Source organism: Primorskyibacter sedentarius (assembly GCF_004342065.1).
Taxonomy (GTDB): Bacteria; Pseudomonadota; Alphaproteobacteria; order Rhodobacterales; family Rhodobacteraceae; genus Primorskyibacter; species Primorskyibacter sedentarius.
Window position 1 is genome coordinate 24,445 of the sequence record NZ_SLZU01000023.1, and the last position, 16,912, is coordinate 41,356.

The 16,912-nt window shown below is 57.2% G+C and carries 16 protein-coding genes and 1 pseudogene; 7 read left to right on the forward strand and 10 right to left on the reverse strand.

Annotation, left to right across the window (positions count from 1 at the left end; all coding sequences use genetic code 11):
• Positions 1–21: 21 nt before the first annotated feature.
• The 7 genes from EDD52_RS19995 to betC all read right to left on the reverse strand — a co-directional run bounded on the left by EDD52_RS19995 (position 22) and on the right by betC (position 8,037).
• Positions 22–1,527, reverse strand: a complete 1,506-nt coding sequence (locus tag EDD52_RS19995; RefSeq protein ID WP_132248307.1) for a sulfatase family protein — start codon at positions 1,525–1,527, stop codon at positions 22–24.
• 49 nt (positions 1,528–1,576) lie between these two features.
• On the reverse strand, positions 1,577–3,085 hold the full coding sequence (locus EDD52_RS20000; RefSeq protein WP_132248309.1) for a tripartite tricarboxylate transporter permease: 1,509 nt from the start codon (positions 3,083–3,085) through the stop codon (positions 1,577–1,579).
• Between the two features lie 9 nt (positions 3,086–3,094).
• A complete protein-coding gene (locus EDD52_RS20005) occupies positions 3,095–3,553 on the reverse strand; it encodes a tripartite tricarboxylate transporter TctB family protein (RefSeq protein ID WP_132248311.1) in 459 nt (152 codons plus the stop codon).
• Positions 3,554–3,625: 72 nt separating this feature from the next.
• Positions 3,626–4,603: a Bug family tripartite tricarboxylate transporter substrate binding protein gene (locus EDD52_RS20010; RefSeq protein WP_132248313.1), complete on the reverse strand. Its 978-nt coding sequence runs from the start codon at positions 4,601–4,603 to the stop codon at positions 3,626–3,628.
• Positions 4,604–4,697: 94 nt separating this feature from the next.
• Positions 4,698–5,747 carry an NAD(P)-dependent alcohol dehydrogenase gene (locus EDD52_RS20015; protein ID WP_132248315.1) on the reverse strand — a complete coding sequence of 350 codons (1,050 nt, stop codon included), beginning with the start codon at positions 5,745–5,747 and terminating at the stop codon, positions 4,698–4,700.
• Positions 5,748–5,777: 30 nt separating this feature from the next.
• Positions 5,778–6,500, reverse strand: coding sequence for an SDR family oxidoreductase (locus EDD52_RS20020; RefSeq protein WP_132248317.1), 723 nt, complete (start codon positions 6,498–6,500; stop codon positions 5,778–5,780).
• A gap of 10 nt (positions 6,501–6,510) precedes the next feature.
• Positions 6,511–8,037 carry a choline-sulfatase gene (betC, locus tag EDD52_RS20025; RefSeq protein ID WP_132248319.1) on the reverse strand — a complete coding sequence of 509 codons (1,527 nt, stop codon included), beginning with the start codon at positions 8,035–8,037 and terminating at the stop codon, positions 6,511–6,513.
• A 122-nt stretch (positions 8,038–8,159) separates the two neighbouring features.
• On the opposite strand from betC, the gene EDD52_RS20030 reads away from it, so the two are divergent.
• Complete coding sequence (locus EDD52_RS20030; RefSeq protein ID WP_132248321.1) at positions 8,160–9,062, forward strand: LysR family transcriptional regulator; 903 nt, start codon at positions 8,160–8,162, stop codon at positions 9,060–9,062.
• Positions 9,063–9,083: 21 nt separating this feature from the next.
• On the opposite strand, the gene EDD52_RS20035 is transcribed toward EDD52_RS20030, so the two are convergent.
• The 3 genes and pseudogenes from EDD52_RS20035 to EDD52_RS20045 all read right to left on the reverse strand — a co-directional run.
• Positions 9,084–9,914, reverse strand: a complete 831-nt coding sequence (locus tag EDD52_RS20035; RefSeq protein WP_132248323.1) for an aldo/keto reductase — start codon at positions 9,912–9,914, stop codon at positions 9,084–9,086.
• 42 nt (positions 9,915–9,956) lie between these two features.
• Positions 9,957–11,408 (reverse strand): xylulokinase, encoded by a 1,452-nt coding sequence (gene xylB, locus EDD52_RS20040; protein WP_132248325.1) that lies wholly within the window; start codon positions 11,406–11,408, stop codon positions 9,957–9,959.
• A 1,048-nt stretch (positions 11,409–12,456) separates the two neighbouring features.
• Positions 12,457–12,618, reverse strand: a pseudogene (locus EDD52_RS20045) (ATP-binding protein); the annotation flags it as partial.
• Positions 12,619–13,431: 813 nt separating this feature from the next.
• On the opposite strand from EDD52_RS20045, the gene EDD52_RS20050 reads away from it, so the two are divergent.
• From EDD52_RS20050 to EDD52_RS20075, 6 genes are all read left to right on the forward strand, one after another.
• A complete protein-coding gene (locus EDD52_RS20050; protein WP_084354114.1) occupies positions 13,432–13,656 on the forward strand; it encodes a hypothetical protein in 225 nt (74 codons plus the stop codon).
• Positions 13,657–13,697: 41 nt separating this feature from the next.
• Entirely contained in the window at positions 13,698–14,111 is a 414-nt protein-coding gene (locus tag EDD52_RS20055) for a hypothetical protein (RefSeq protein WP_132248329.1), read from the forward strand.
• On the forward strand, positions 14,108–15,484 hold the full coding sequence (locus EDD52_RS20060; protein WP_132248331.1) for a DUF4942 domain-containing protein: 1,377 nt from the start codon (positions 14,108–14,110) through the stop codon (positions 15,482–15,484). The genes EDD52_RS20055 and EDD52_RS20060 overlap by 4 nt, the downstream gene beginning before the upstream one ends.
• Positions 15,485–15,580: 96 nt before the next feature.
• The gene (locus EDD52_RS24110; RefSeq protein ID WP_243652033.1) at positions 15,581–16,090 is read left to right on the forward strand and encodes a hypothetical protein; all 510 of its coding nucleotides are present in this window, start codon (positions 15,581–15,583) and stop codon (positions 16,088–16,090) included.
• An 18-nt stretch (positions 16,091–16,108) separates the two neighbouring features.
• A complete protein-coding gene (locus EDD52_RS20070; protein WP_132248333.1) occupies positions 16,109–16,333 on the forward strand; it encodes a hypothetical protein in 225 nt (74 codons plus the stop codon).
• A gap of 42 nt (positions 16,334–16,375) precedes the next feature.
• Entirely contained in the window at positions 16,376–16,699 is a 324-nt protein-coding gene (locus EDD52_RS20075; protein ID WP_132248335.1) for a hypothetical protein, read from the forward strand.
• Positions 16,700–16,912: the final 213 nt, after the last annotated feature.

Here is a 16,912-nt window from a genome sequence, read left to right on the forward strand (position 1 = left end):
AACCCTTCCAGGGATTGGATTTCAGGGAACTTCAATTGCAGTTGGAAGCAGGACGTTCTCAAGATAGTCCTTCGCCTCTGCGTGGCTCAGAAAGTTCGGTGGCGGAAAATTTGCGGCCATGTCCCAATCGTCGCCGGTCGCCGCCATATGTGCAGCGATCCGAGCGTCGAAATCATCCATCAAAGCGCTATGCTCGGGACGGTCGACAAGATTGTTCTGCTCGTCATAGTCATTGCGTTGATCGTAGAGCATCACGCGACGGTCCTTGTGACGGACGTAAAGCCAGTCGCGGGTGCGCACGCCACGTTGCGCATAGGGCGTGAATTCCCCCATCTGTCCGTCGTCCTGGGTAAAGACCTGAAACCAGATCGTGTCGCGATGCTGATCCGACGTGCCATCCAGAACCGGCAGATAGCTGATCCCGTGCATGTCATCCGGCCCTGGAATCCCGCAAAGATCCAATAGGGTTGGCATCATATCGACGCCAACATCGATCATTGCCTCGGACCGGTGCGGTTTGAATCGCGCAGGATAGCGAATGATCAGCGGCACATGCATCGCCGCCCTGTAGCCTTCGCATTTTATCCCGCAGAATGACCCGTGCTGGCCCAACATATCGCCATGATCGCTGAGGAAGATGACCATCGTATCATCGGCAATTCCAAGCGCATCCAACTGGTTCAGAACGCGCCCCACATTCCAGTCCACATTGTGGATCATCCCGTAATATTCGGCTATAAACTGACGAATTTCGGCCTCTGTCTCGGGCTCGCCTTTTGGTTTTTTATCATATGCGGCGTGGCTTTTATGCGGGCTGCGCGGGTCACCTTTGCAATATTGCTCGCTACGGATGCGTTGGAACTCTTCTTGCAATGCGGCGTTGGGAACACCGGGCGGCAGGGGCACCTCGTCAGCGCTGTAAATCTTGCGCAGGTGGTCGGGCATCTGCATCGGAAAATGCGGCGGGCCATAGCTGACATAGCCAAACCAAGGTTTGCCATCATCCGCTTTGGTGGCGGTGTCGATGAATTCCATCAACTGATCGGTCTGGTAGTCTGGCTCGTAACGCTTTGAATGATAGGCCTGCCCGGCATCGTCAAAATAGATCGAGCCCTGATAATCATGGCCACGGTTAAAGCCGACAAAGTGCTCAAAGCCGAACCGGCGTTCGGGCGGCACAAAACCCGGCTTTGGTCCGCCTTCCAGATGCCATTTCCCGATGTAGCCTGTGCGGTAGCCTGCACCTTTCAGGCAATCCGCCAAGAACGTCTGATCACCGCGCAACGGGAAATGGTTTTGAACCATGCCATGGCCTTGGGCATATTTGCCTGTCTGCATAGATGCACGGAACGGGCAACAGATTGGATAAGAGGTGTACGCCTCGGAAAAGTGCACGCCTTCCATCGACAGACGGTCGATGTTTGGCGTTTTGATCACCGGATTCCCACTGCAGGCCATGGTGTCATAACGCATCTGATCCGGGTAAATGATCAGAATATTGGGGTGTTTCTTAGCGGTATCGGTCATTGTGCATTCCTGAATTTATCCAAGGCATACGGGTGGTTTTCGGGACGCCTCAGGCGTCGTCGACACCCTCCATCGGCTTTTTCACCCGGGCGCGGATCGGTCCCCAAAGGATCGTCAAGGCAAGGACACCGTAGATGCCAAGCGCTATCGGGCTTGCGAAGAACTCGAGCAGACTGCCATCGCTGATCTGCACCGACTGGCGCAACGACAGCTCCAGAATGGGGCCAAGGACAAAGCCGATACTGAGCGGCGCGATGGAATACCCCAGCTTTCGAATCGTGTAGCCAAGAAAGCCCGATGCGATCATGACGCCGACGCTGAACAGGCTGTTGCTGACGCTGAAGACCCCGACAAAGCACAGGAGCACGACGCTCGGCACGATCACCGACGTGGGCACCTTGATCAGCTGCGCGGCAAATCGAATGGCAATCAGGCCAATGAAAATCATCAGAACGTTGATGATCAGCAAGCCAATGAAGATCGAGTACATCAGATCCGGGCGTTCGGCAAAAAGCCGCGGTCCGGGCGCAAGGCCCTGGATCAGGAATGCCCCAAGCAGAACCGCTGCAGCGGGGCTGCCGGGCACGCCAAGCGTCAGTGTCGGCACCAGGGCGCCGCCGACGGTGGCATTGTTCGCGGTTTCCGGTGCGATCACGCCTTCGGGCTCACCCGTACCAAATGCCTCCGGGTTCTTGGACCTGCGCTTGGCTTCGGAATAGGCAAAGAACGCGCCGACAGCGGCCCCTTCTCCCGGAATGATGCCGATGACCGTGCCAAGAAGAGAAGACCGCATGATCGTGCCCTTGAGCTTTGCCAGCGTCTTCAGCCCGGGCAGCTTGACCGACAGGCTCGACTTGTCGAAATCAACTTTCCTGAGCGCGGTTTCAGCGTTCATCATGACTTCGGACAGGGCGAACACACCAACCAGGAAGGCGACAAAGGGAATGCCTTCGTAAAGGTGGTAGGAGCCGAAGGTATAGCGCTCGGTCCCGTTGACCTCGTCCAACCCCCATGTCGTCAGGAAAATGCCCGCACCCCCGATTGCCAGCCCCTTCCAAAGGTTCTCGCCAGCGACCCGCACAACTACGACAAGCCCGAAGATGCTGATCGCCAGAAACTCGCGCGGCCCGAACTTGATCGCGATCTGTGCGAGAAGCGGAGCGATGAAGGCAAGGCATATGACGCTGAAGATGCCGCCGATGATCGACCCCGTCAGGGACAGGCCCAACGCCTCGCCGCCGCGGCCCTTTTTGAACATCGCGTGACCGTCGATTACGGTTGCGATCGCCGCCCCGGTGCCGGGTATCCCCACGGCGATGGCCGAAATCGAGCCGCCGTAGACAGCCGCGGAATAGATCGAAAGCAGCAGAATGATCGACGGCACCGCGTCCATGTAGAACGTAAATGGCAGGGCGATGGTGATGGCGATGGGCGGGCCCAGTCCGGGCAGGATGCCGATGATGATACCCAGCGTGATGCCGCCGACCATCAACATGATCGTGGTAGGATCGCCTAGCGATGCGAGGGCTGCAAGGATTGCTTCAGAACCACCAAACATGACTGTCTCCTACAGTTGAACGGCCAGGAGCCGGGTGAATGCGAAATAGAAGATCATGCTGATCACCACCAAGGCGACGTAAATGGCGGGCTTGCGCACGCCCATGGCCAGCGCCGCCGCCGGTCCAAGGACCAGTGCCGCAGGAACAAAGCCGTAATTGCGCCAGATCAGGTAGCAGCCAACGATCACGGCGAAGGTCAACAAACCATGCAAAGCGCTCATCTTGCTTAGGAAAACTGTTTCGTCGGACCGCAAACCATCGCCCTTGTCGAGGATGTACTGCACCAGAACGATCCCCGAGCAGCCCGCGATGAACAGCAGAATGGTGATCGGGAAGAACTTGGATGAAAGCTGGGTCGACCCCGGAAGACTAAGGTCATCAAACCCAATCGCGGCGTCGATAAAGTAGCCGCAAGCCGCCAACAAAAGAACAGAAAATACAATATTTGCAACCCGTTGCGATAGCATGATAACCCCTCCCGATTTTTTGAGAACCGCAGGCAGATCGCTGCCCGCGGCTGTGTCAGACCGGCTTGCCGATCATTTGGCAAGAAGACCAAGCTGGTCCAGAAACGGCTTGTACAGATCGATGCCTTCCTGAATTGTCGCGGTCGTGTCCTCGACACCGATAACCCAGCTGTAAGCTGTCAGGTTGTTGACCTGCGCAATGAATTCATCGGTGGTAAAGGCCGCTTCACTGGCTGCAACCAGCTTGTCGATGACGGCTTGTGGGGTGCCTGCCTTGACCGCAATTCCGCCCTTGATCCATGTCGCTGCGTTCTTGCCCGGAAACACTTCGCCCACTGTCGGGACACCCGGCAGATCGCGTTCGTAGAAATCCTTGCGGTCGTTATCAAGGATCACCAACGGACGGATTTCATCGCCCATTGTCTTGAAAGAGCCGACCTGTCCTACGGCCACCTCAACCTGACCACCGACCAGACCCAGAAGGCTTGCCGGTACAGTTTTCATGACCAGATTGTTGAATTCCAGATCGAATTCCTGGCCCAATTGCACTGCCGACAAATGGGGCGGCGCACCGATGTTGTTGACGCCCATCTTCATCTTTTTGGTTTTGGCAACCTCGAAGAATTGTTCAAACGTTTCGATCTCAGAATCGGCGCTGACATAAAGCGCGTTTGCGACCGTTTCATCCGCAAAAAGCGGGGTCATGTCGGCCATCGGATCATAGGGCGCTTTGCGGACAAGCGGACCGATTACAACCGACGGCGTGGTCCAGCGAAAGAGCGTGTAGCCATCTGCCGGTTTTTCGAGGACGTTCATCACAGCCGGGATCATGCCGCCCCCGGGCACGTTGATCACATTGACCGGCACACCGAGTTCCCGGCTCAGACCTTCGGCATTCAGCCGCGCGATGATGTCGGCATTGCCGCCAGCCGGGAACGAGACCACAAGTGTGATCGGTTTGTTCGGATAGTCATCCTGCGCCACCGCTGCGGTGGTAAAAGTGACAAGCGAACCGACTGCGGCCGCCATAAGTGTTTTGAAAAACGTCATTGGTTTCCTCCCTGACTTTCTATTCCAGTTTCAACCAACCCGCTCTTGTAACGGGCCGGCTATCGTCTTTGGCTCGAGTCGGTTGACCCAAACCCTATTGCGGCAACAGGATTTGCATTTTCACATCAGATGGCGGAGCGGATGCCGCAATTTCGAACGCTTCAACCGATTGATCGAATTCAAACGTCCGAGTGATCAGTGGCTTCACGTCGATGGTGCCGGATGCCAGCATGTCAACGCAGCGCGGGAACACATGCGCATAGCGAAAAATGTTCTCGACCCGCGCTTCGCGCACCATGGCGGCGCCGGCGTCATATGCGATGGGCTCGGATTGTCCGCCGATCAAAACCACACACCCACCGGGGCAGAGCGGTTCAAAAATGCCCTGGGCCGCGCGGGGCGAACCCGTGGCCTCGAACACGACGTTGGCACCCCAGCCGCCGGTATCCCTAGACACCCGATCTGCGATGCTTTCCGACGCCACGTTCACGCTGGTGATGGCCGGATGCAAGCTGGCGGCGATTTCAAGTTTGCGATCAACGATATCCGTCACATAGACCCGCGCACAGCCTGCCGCGATTGCGGCGAGAGCAGTTACAAGGCCAATCGGCCCCGCTCCCAAAACCACAGCAATATCGCCGGGTTTCACTTGCGCTTTTGTGGCGGCATGCACACCGACAGCCAAAGGTTCGACCATCGCTGCTTCGCCATAACTGACAGCATCGGGCAACTTGAATGTGAACGCCTCGGGGTGAACACAGGTCGGACGCAGGATGCCATGAACCGGCGGTGTCGCCCAGAATCTGACGGCCGGGTCAATATTGTACATGCCAAGGCGCGTGGCCTTTGAATTTGGGTCCGGAATACCCGGCTCCATGCATACGCGGTCGCCAACGGACAGGGTCGAAACAGCCGAACCGGTTTCAATCACCGTACCGGATGCCTCATGCCCAAGGATCATCGGGTCTTTGACGACAAAGGGGCCGATGCTGCCGTGGGTATAATAATGCACGTCCGAGCCGCAAATTCCGACCGTATGCATCTTGATCCGCACATCATGCGCGCCAAGCGCCTCTTCGGATTTCTCGATCGGGAAATCACGCAGAGACAATTCGTTTACTTTTTCAAGGACCAGAGATTTCATTTCGTCGTACTGCCTTTTAATTTGAGAGTGTCAAAGCGCCAGGAACCCGCCATCAACCGGCACTACAGCCCCGGTGATCATCGCTGTATCCGGGGTCAGTAGCATGGCCACCACGCTGGCGACTTCTTCTGGTTCGGCATAGCGCCCGCTTGCATGGCGCTCCATCATCCGATCACGGTTTTCGGGGATCAGCCATGCCTTGGCCAGGCGGGTAGTTGTCACCGTGGGCGCGACCGCATTCACGCGAATCCCATGCTCGCCAAGCTCACTTGCAGCCACCCGTGTTGCGCCCTCAAGCCCGGCCTTGGATGCCGCATATGCCAAATGATTGGGATATCCGCGGTGCCCAGAAATGCTGGTGACATTCACTATCGCACCACCGGTTTTCGCCGCAACCGCCTGTTTGGCAAAGTGATGCATGCAGATAAGTGCAGCCCGCAGGTTGATATCCATCACCCGATCATAGCCGTCATCCGTCAGGTCCAGCAGCCTTTCCGGAACATTCAAACCGGCACAATTGACCAGAAAGTCCGCGCGTCCTGCCTCGATCATTGCTGCGTGGGCACCATTGGCACTGCCCAGATCTGCGGCAATCGAGCGCCCGCCAATATCGGCCTTCAGCCCGTCCAGATCAGCCTGGGTTCGGCTGATCGCGACAACCTCGGCGCCGCGTTCTGCCAGAAGTACTGCTGTTGCCCGACCGATGCCTTTTCCGGCACCGGTTACGATCGCGATTTTACCTGTCAGAGTCATTTCGGATGCCTCATTTAGCAGGAGTGACATTGACAGCCGCACGCACGTATTGCTTGCCTGGGTCACGCTTGGGCTGATAGTCCCAGCCGAGCCTGTCGCTGTCAGATTTCAGGCGTGCGCGCTGGATCATCATGCGGTTCTTTTGCAATCTGATCTGTTCTTCCTTGAAGGCAGCCGGATCGAAACCGTCCGTCATCCTGGCGATCATTGATGCCATCTGATCCGCATATTTCGGGTCCGACGCGACATTTGTCATCTCGTATGGGTCTTCGCGCAGATTGAACAAAACCGGCTCATAATCGATGAAATAGGCGAGTTTCAAATCGCCTTCGCGCAGAACCATCATCGGCGTGTTCGTCCCGTCGCCCCAATAGTCCACCATGGCCGTGCCACGCCAGTCGGGGTCTTGACCGTCAAGCAACATGGTCTTCAGGCTGTCACCGCTCCATTTCACGCTGACGGTCGCCGGTGTGCCACCCGCCATATCTACAAGTGTCGGGCCAATATCGACGTGGCTGACAGGCTCTGAGCACACACCCGGTTTGATCTTGCCCGGCCATGACATCACAAGCGGCACATGTGCGCTTTCTTCCATGAAGGAACGCTTGAACCACATCTGGTGGGCGCCCAGCATCTCGCCGTGGTCGCTGGTGAACACAACAATCGTGTCTTCGGTCAGTTGCAACCGATCCAATGCGTCCATCATTTCGCCAAGGAAATCATCGATTTGGCTGATCATGGCCAGATGCGCCCGCACCGAAGTCTTGATGCGGTCATCGCTTGGGGGATCAAGGTTGATGCCGTGATAGATCTCCAGCCCCTTGTTGTAGGGATGATCAGCGCCTTCGCCGCGCGACTCGGGGCCTGGTGCGTCGAACTCCTGACCGTCGTAAAGATCCCAGTGCTTTTTCAGCGCCTGAAACGGCTCATGAGGTTGGGTAAAGGACACCATCATCATGAACGGCTGATTGTCGGTGTTCAGCACGTGCTCCTGCATGAATTCAACCGCGCGGTTCTTGGCTTCGGTGTCATAGTTCATCTGCATGGATGTGCGGATGATCCCGGATTGAGAGAGCTTTTTGACCGATGTGCCGGGGTCATGCTGAACCGGTTGCGACCAGTCGCGCTGCCAGATGAAATCAGACGGATAGATGTCGGTTGTCTGGCGATCATCGAAACCGTGCAATTGGTCGGGGCCGATGGAATGTGTTTTGCCCGAGACCGTCGTGCGATATCCCAGTTCCTGCAAGCTGTGCATGAAGGTGGGCGTTGATGCATGAAATTCGTCACCGTTGGTGCAAACGCCATGTTCGCGAACGTGCATTCCGGTGGCAATCGACGCCCGTGCAGGGGCGCAGAGCGGCGAGTCGGTGTAGCAATCCGTGAACGTCATGCCACCTTTGGCCAATGCGGCAATATTGGGTGCAATGGCTTGGTGATGGGGCGTTCTGTATTCCGGCTGCGCGATCGGCAGCACAAAATGCGACATCTGATCAACCATGACGAGCAGAATATTGGGTTGGCTGGTTTTGGTCATGTTTTCCCCCTGAAAAAATTTCCGCGATCGAGGCGGTTTCTCCAAACCTACATGCGTTCAGGCCTTCCTAAAACGTCTAAAATTTCATACAGTAATAACTGAAATTTAGTTCAGGTGCTGAAATGCCAATACGCTATCTCGACGACCGATGCCTTTCCAATTTTGTTGCGACCTATGAGACAAAGAACCTGAAACACGCAGCGGACGCCGTGGGCATGACGCAGCCCGCAATGTCTAAAAGCCTGTCGCGGCTCGAAGACGACATTGGTATCCGCCTGTTTGAGCGAAAGAACCGCGGGTTGGAGCCAACTCTTGCGGCCCGCGAGCTCTATGAGTGTGCCATCAAGATAGAGGCGCAAACCCGCCAATCCCTGTTGCGCATGTCCAGTTTCGATCAAGGTCTCAGCGGGAATATCCGGATAGGGGCCGGCCCCATGTGGAGCTGGCTGCGCATGCCCCGCGTGCTGCATCAAATGCTTGCCGATTTCCCGAATGTCACCGTCGATTTGATGACCGCGCCGATGAAACTACTTCTCGACGAACTGGATGCTGGGCGCATCGACCTTGCGGTAGGTGAGATCGCGGATACGCAGCTTCCGAACGGGTTCAAGGATCGCCGATTTGCCCCGGTCCGGCAATGGCCCTATGTCAGATCGGATCACCCTTTGACGCTAAAGCCAAGCGTTTCGCTCGCCGACCTCGTTGACTTTCCGTGGATGGGATTCTTTAACAACAAAGTGTTTGCTGCCAGCGTTGCGGAAGCCTGTGCGGCAGAGGGCGTTGCACTTCCCAGAATCCCAATGAGAAGCGGCTCGATGGCGACGATCCTCAGCCTCGCCAGCATGAGCGACAATGTTGTCGTGCTGCCAGACGACTTTGGTCCGACAGCCGAAAAGTTCGGCTTGTTCCGCATTCCGTCAAACTCGTTGGAGATGTGGGACCTAGACTCGGCCGTCGTCTATAAGCCGGAAGAATACAACAACGGGCCCATTGGTCACCTTGTTGATCTGATGTCGAATCCTTAGCCCTAACGCGTGATTACCAAGCTACATCATCTTGAACACAGAGGGGTCCGGCCCGGTGCGCATCCCAAGATCGAGCGTCTTCATTTTCTGCATTTCAGCGTCTGTCAGTTCGAAGTCGAAAATATCCAGATTTTGAATCTGCCGTTCAGGGTTTGACGACCGTGGCAAAAACGCGTGGCCCAATTGGAAATGCCAGCGCAGGATCACCTGCGCCGGGCTTTTGCCGGTTCGATTGGCCACATCCGCCACCGGTGGCGCCTCGAAGGACGCCCCATTGCCAAGCGGCGTCCAGGCTTGGGTCACAATCCCCCGTTGTGCATTTGCTGCCCGCATCTGAGGTTGTTGCAGCTGCGGATGCACTTCGATCTGGTTGACGGCTGGATTTTCGCCGGTCTCGGCGATCAAGCGGTCCAGATGGTCCTCATTGAAGTTTGAAACCCCAATGGATGCGATCAGCCCTTCGTCGCGCATCGCAACCAAAGCTTCCCAGGTTTCGACATACAGGTCCTGTGTCGGGACAGGCCAGTGAATGAGGCACAAGTTAAGTTGCTCAACCCCGATCTGGCGCAGGCTACGTTCAACAGACGCCCGGGCAGCGGTTTTGCCGTGCTCGTTGTTCCATACCTTGGTTGTCACAAATACATCGTCGCGCGGAATGCCGGACGCGCGCAGCCCTTCGCCCATCGCTTCTTCGTTCATGTATTTATAGGCACCATCCAACAGGCGGTACCCAGCCTGCAGCGCCCCGCGAACGACATCAGCCGCACCGCCTGACTCGACTTGCCACAGGCCAAAACCGATTTGCGGCAGCGTATGCCCATCAGCCATCGTCAGATTGGGAATAGAGTTCATTCGCTGTCTCCAAATTTTAGCAACCCTTGGATTGCCCTGTGTTTACTGTATGGCTTTAATGCCCCCGTACGCCCGGCGATATGCCTGATATTTCTCCTCAAAAGCATCGCTCAATGCGCGCACTGGTTCGATCTCGGCCTGCACCTCAGGGACCGAAATTACCCCTTCAACCGGCGCGCCCGTCGCCGCGATTTGGCCCAGCTTTGCGGCCCCCATGGCACCGCCAAATTCGCTGGACCCAGGTAATTTCAACGGCATATCCATCAAGGTCGCGATCACTTGCAGCCAATAGCGTGACGCGCTTCCGCCGCCGATTGCAAACACATCCGTCAACTTGGCATCTGTCGCCTTCAGGGCCTCAAAGCTGTCTCTTAACCCAAAGGCCACGCCTTCCAGAACCGCGCGCGTCAGGTCTTCTTGCGTCGTTGCAATGGACAACCCTGTAAAGCTTCCCCGGATCTCCGGGTCGTTGTGCGGTGTTCGTTCGCCCGACAGATATGGCAGGAACCGAACGTCCTGAGGCGGCTGAATGGTCTCACCCAAGGCTGCGGTCAATTCCGAGGGCTTCTTGCCAACCATGCGGGACAGCCAGTTCAGGCTATCGGTTGCAGAAAGCATGACCCCCATCTGGTACCAACGATCCGGAACAGCATGGCAAAACGTGTGCAAGGCGGTTTCCGGTGCGGGCCGATAGCCATCGCGCGCCGCAAGCAACACGCCAGAGGTGCCAAGCGACACAAACCCCTGTCCTGCGTTGAGCGCGCCGATACCACAGGCAGAGGCGGCATTGTCGCCCGCGCCACCCGCGACGGTGACAGCTCCGTCCAGCCCCCAATCGCTTTGAAGTTTTGCACGCAGTGTGCCTGCGGCTTCGCTGCCTTCAACAAGCCTTGGCATCTGATCAAGGCGCATGTTGCTCGCATTGAGCAGGTGACCCGACCAAGCCCGTTCCCCGGCATCCAACCAAGATGTTCCGGCGCTGTCAGACATATCCGCCACAAAATCACCGGTCAGATAATAGTTCAGATAGGCCGCAGGCAGCAGGACCTTGTGCACTTTGGCGTAGGTTTCCGGTTCATGTTTGCGCACCCATTCGAGCTTTGGCGCGGTAAAACCGGGAAAGACAATATTGCCCGACGTCGCGCGAACACCGTCTGTGCTATCCAATCTGGCGGCCTCGACATGTGACCGCGTGTCGTTCCACAAAATACAAGGCCGCAGGACTTCCCCGGCTGCATCAAGCAGCGTCGCTCCGTGCATGTGGCCCGCCACACCAATCCCGCGCAATTGGCTGAAACTCGGAAATTTCTGACGCAGTTCATCGACAGTTTCGTTCAGTGCGGCGATCCAATCGGCGGGGTCCTGTTCAGACCAACCCGGTTGCCTGGAGGTTGCACTGTAGCTGCGTTCGGCGGATCCTACGACCCCGCCATCTTCGCCAATGAGCAAGCCGCGCAAGCCGGATGTGCCAACGTCGATTCCCAAAGATGTCATTTAATGTCCTTCAATTTGATATGTATCCGCAGGGCTCCCAAAGGAACCGGTTTTGTTGAGGCAACCGATTTTTCGGAGCAACCAATTCGTTTTGGCCTATCCCGCGGGGCCCCCGACCGACTGTTAACCCGCTCGCCGAATCCGTGACGCATGTCGGTCCAAACCAAAACGACAAGCATGATCGCCGAAGGAGCCGGTTTGGCCGAAATGCTCGACACTGAGTGAAATCGTTGCGTGGCCGGATGGTAATAAATCACGGCAACAATCGCGCTCGGGGTTATTCAACCCCGCAACGATGGTGCTGGCTGAATTACACCGAGACCTAAGACAGGTTGCGTCTTGTTCCTTTCGCGTGTCTCCTCCGAGTTTAACGGTCTAACCCCTGTCGGCAAGCAGACCGGTTACAGCGGTGGGCTCCCCAACCTGCGAATCGCCGATTACATCACACCTATATTACAGCCTTTGCTATTCTAAGAAGGTCGAAATTTTCATGGGGATATGAAAAACAGTTATATTAGGGGCTTCGTTTCCAAAGTCTCGCGTTGGGTTTGGGTCGAACCAAATTTGACGGTCAATCGTTTGAAAAACATAGCTAAACGTCGGAACCAAAAGCTGCTCATCGAACTACTGATCGGCGACAAAACCCACCTGAATATGGTTCGAAAACTGCTTCCACACCCGTCAGAGCGTCACCTGCTACAAAGTTTTTTTGGCAAACTGCTGACGCAGATGAAAAGCTGCAGTGCGGAATGGTGATTCCTGCCGAGACAACAATGTTTCATCCGAAGCCAGGCTGCATAAGGCTGGATGACACTGTTACCGTCATTCCAGTTGGAGGTAATTTATTCGGTGCCGCGGATCGAGGGTAGGTTACCGCCAAAGTGCGCTTACTTGGTTTTTGGCGATCCAGACCCTCACAAGTGCACTGTAAATCTCCTACTGACCAGGAATTGAGATGCGGATTGCGCATTCCGACGTATCCGCCCACCTATTCCGACGACATCCGCCCACCTGTGGTGTGCCGCGTTGAGGCGTAGTTTTTCTGGTATCAGTTCTGACCGCATTCGTCACCGTTGTTGGTCTTGGTTTTTCGGAGCGATTGGCCGCTGAGCTCCAGCCGGTAGGCGTTGTGGACGATCCGGTCGAGGATGGCGTAGGCGAAGGTTGGTTCCCCGATGACATCGTGCCAGGCGGAAAGCGGCAACTGGCTCTCTCCCGGTCAAAAAGACCGGCAGAGTAGCGCGCTACAGATCGCCTCGCAGCGGCGCACAGGCGGGGTGGGCGGATAGCCCGGAATCCCTGGGCGGATCAGATTGGAATGGGTGGGCGAATCAAAACGGAGTCACCGGGCGGATGACCCCGGAATGCGCAATGCGGATCACTCCAACCGCAGAAATCGAAAAAATGGCTCTCCGTCGGCTGGCGGCCGTGCAAAACGTAGCGAGTGTTCGACGGAGACTGAATGTCTGCTTCTCTGCACCTGTCCTACCGGTTCGCGACCGCAGCGAAGGTCGGCTGACCTGAAGAAACTTGCAGTACCTTTGCGATTGCGGCAGCGATGCCGCAGTCGCAGCGAACGGCAGGTCCGTCCCGCTGTGCCGCCTTTGGGCGCCTGCCATGATCCTCGATCATGTCACCGCGCCCTGGTCTGCGGCCAGCACCCTTCGCCCCCATCCGGGTGACGGTCGCATGGGGCGCGGGGGTTTCGTCGCAAACTCCGAACGCCCCGATCCTTTGTGGCACAGGCAAAAGCCCGTGCGTCTGGGGACCGCCGGTCCCCCACCGCAACCCTGAAACCTGCATCCAAAGGGGTTTCCCCGACCTTCCTGCGCCTGCGGCTTCGTGCAGGCCGGGTGATCCCCCTCCCCTTTGGCTTTGATTTCAGCGTTGCAGCGGTTCCCCCCCTGCCCTCGCCGGGCGGCAGGCTTTCAGGAGAGGGGCGTGCGCAGCACTTCCTCGCCAGAAACCCCGCCCCGATTTTCGGCAAAGACCGAACGCGGGCATCGCCACGAAGGAGATCCGTATGAGCGACGCGCATTTGCTCGAAACACTGGCCGAGACCGAAGGCTACACCACCACCGACGCCCTGCTTGAAGACAGCGTTTTCGACAGCCTGTGCCCTGCCATCTGCACCAACCCAGGCTGTGGCTACACGAGCAATCTTGAGCCTGACCAAGATCGCGGCTGGTGCGAAATCTGCTCCGAAAACAGCATGAAATCCGCCCTTATTCTGGCTGGCCTGATCTGACGCCGCGCCGATTACCCCCCATGTTTTGCAGGACCGACACCATGCGAGAAGAAATCACCGTCACCGCTCAACTGATCTACGATTGCCCGATGGACGCGGCTTTGACCGAGCAAAGCGACATGATCCACGCCGATCTGACGCGCCTGCTGGATGCAGACAGCACCACCGGCGTCGCCTGTTGCGGCGTCTCGATCCAGCATATCGCGCCCGAGGCCGAGACCTACGGCACGACCGAAGCCCGCCAGCTGGCCGAACGCCAGAGTGACCGGATCAAGGACGCCTTGCAGGCCGTCTATGACGACACCGAAGACGCGCGTTCTCTGCTGATTTATGCCCTGTGCGATCTGCGCCATTTTGCCGACCAGAACGGGCTTTCCTTTGGTCTGAACGACAAGGCAGCCCACCAGCTTTATCGCGCCGAACGCGACAGCAAAACCGGCGGGGTCGCGGCATGAAACACGACAGTACCTTTGCCCAGAGCGGCAACACTCCCGAGAAGGAGGCGCATTGCGCCCCTGCCCTGCGCCGCAGCCTGTCCGAGATCGTGGCGGAATATGACGCGAAGTCCGAAGCCATCCCGGCCGCGATCCAGACCTTCAACGCCGCTGAAACGGCGATCAATGCCGCCGGCTGCATCGGCGGCACCTATGGCAGCGCCGTGTTTTCCACTGCCCCGAGCCTTTACGAGCGGGATGTGCGGATTGCCCTTCTGCGGTCGGCATGGAAACACGTCTATGAGGGGCTGAACATCGAGGCGGTCGCATCGGCCAAAGACCGCAGGCAGCTAGACTTGAAGCTGACAACGCCCCTGCCCTTCACGCTGGAAAACATCGCGGAAGTGTTCGGGGACTATCTGCTCGACCCCAGGTTTCACGTTCTCAAAGGTCTGGCCGAATGTTTCTGCGATCTGGACCCGGCCTATAAAAACCATTCCAGGGTGAAAATCGGCGTGGCTGGCCTGCCCAAGCGCATCATCATTCAATATGCGACGGGCTGGAACAGCTGGGGCCGCGAGCGTGTCAAAGACACGTTGAACGCCTTGCGCGTCTATCGCGGCGAAGCCCGCTACAGCTACCGCGAGTTTGAAGACGTGATGGACGAGGCCGAGAAGTATGGCGAAGCTGATTTTTGCGGCGGGATCATCCGCGTCTTCAAGAACGGCAACGCGCATCTGATCTTCGACAAGGCGGGGCTTTTGGACATCAACCGGGGGCTGGCCGAGTTCTATGGCGAGGTTCTGCCCGACGCCCCGACAGAGGCCGAGGCAAAACGTCCAAGCACCGAGGTTGCCCGCGACCTTCAGTTCTACCCCACCCCGCGCAAGGTCGCGCAAACCGTGATCGACGCCCTGCACCTGTCCGGTGGCGAAAGCATTCTTGAACCGTCCTGCGGCGATGGCCGGATCATGGACGTGCTGGCCGACTGGCATAATGATCCCGAAGATCACCGGTTCCGCAAACCCCTTGTCGTGACGGGCGTTGAGTATGACGCCGCCCGCGCCGAACAGGCCCGCGCCAAAGGGCATCACGTGATGGTGGCAAACTTTCTCCAGGTCGCGCCGGAGCCATCGTTTGATGTGATCGTGATGAACCCGCCTTTCTATGGGCGGCACTACAAGAAGCATCTGGGTCATGCCGTTAAGTTTCTGAAGCCCGGTGGCCGTCTGGCCTGCATCCTGCCCGCCAGCGCCCATTACGATCACGAAACCACAATCGGAACATGGCGGGATCTTCCCGTTGGAAGTTTCGCGGAAAGCGGCACGAATGTTCCCACCGGTTATTGCCTCTACTGGAAGCCGAAACAGGCGGCGACAAGCGCACCGGTTTAAGGCGAAGAACAGCCTTAAACCCCTAAATTGCTTGGGTAAAACACGCCCGCCATGTTAGAATCAGCCATAGGTTATGCCACCAGAAAGGCCGCTGAAATGTCCCTTGTTCCAACATCTGTCCGCGCGGTCTGGAAGTCGGCCGAGCTGCTGATTGCCTTCCACAAGAACAAGAACAAAAAGCGCCGGGACACGCCCTATTTCTGGCGCCCAAAGGATGCCTTTGCGCGCCTACAGGCGAAGCCCGAAGACCAGGAGGCCGTTGTCGTCATGCGCGGCGAGGGTGACAATGACGATGTGCAGATCAAGATGCACTCGGACAAGATCGTGATCCGCCGCGACCGCGCCCTTGGCTGGTCCGGCGTCATTCTGGACGACGATCAGATTCGCATCGTGGTCGACAATGTTCTGATCCGCGTCGATCCGGATGGCGGCATTGTGGTCGAGAGGGACGCGGAAAAGACTCATCTCGAAGGCAGCGGCGAGATCTACCGGTTCACGCCCGACATGAAGATCAACGTCTCCGCCGATGGCAGCCGCCTGTCGCGCGAAACCGAAGACAGTCTCGACGGCTTCACACCAGACGGAATGGTGTCGCGCCGCAAGTGATCGAGAAGGAGACCCGCCATGATCCGTCTTTACCGTCGCGCCATGACCTCGATCTACTTGCGCGCCTATCTGGCAGGCCACACCGGGCACATCATGCCCCGCCGCTTGCGCAAGGCTATCGCCGGTTCCGAGCTGCACCGCGCCTGGTTGGTCGGCTTTCTCGGATTCTTTGAGCAGAACGGCATGGCCTACGGCCCGGCGAACCCATACGCGCAGAGCTTCTCGCTAGTGGACGCCCTCTAAATTTTTCTAGACACACCACGAAAAAATATGTCGAATTTAAATATGGATTATATCGAAGACCAAGCACCGCAGATTATCGGATGGATATTAGACGTTCGTTTTAATATTTTGCTACTTGCCGTTGGCATAGGAACGATCGCTTTGGTTGCTTTTATTCTCTACGTAATGTTCGATTCGTTCAAAGAGGCATCCTCGTCAGGCGGACCCTTCAAAAACCCAAAAATGACTAAACTGCTTCTCGGGTGGACTGCTTTTGGGATATTCGCCTTCGGGTTTTACGCTTTTCTCATAGGAAACTGGAAGACAGCAATCCTCTGTGTGCTCGTGTCAGTGACAATGATGCAAATTTGGTCGTGGTTTGAGTGATGATTGCGGGATGGGAAGCTGCCCTCATTCACGAATGTCTTGGAGACTTGCTCTGGCCCCTGCCATGATCCTCGATCATGTCACCGCGCCCTGGTCTGCGGCCAGCATGGCTGGCCTTCGACCCGCACCCTTCGCCCCCATCCTCCCTGATCCAATAGCCCGCGCCCTGTCTCATCCGAGCCAGGGCGCGCACTTTGTCTCATGGTCGGCTGC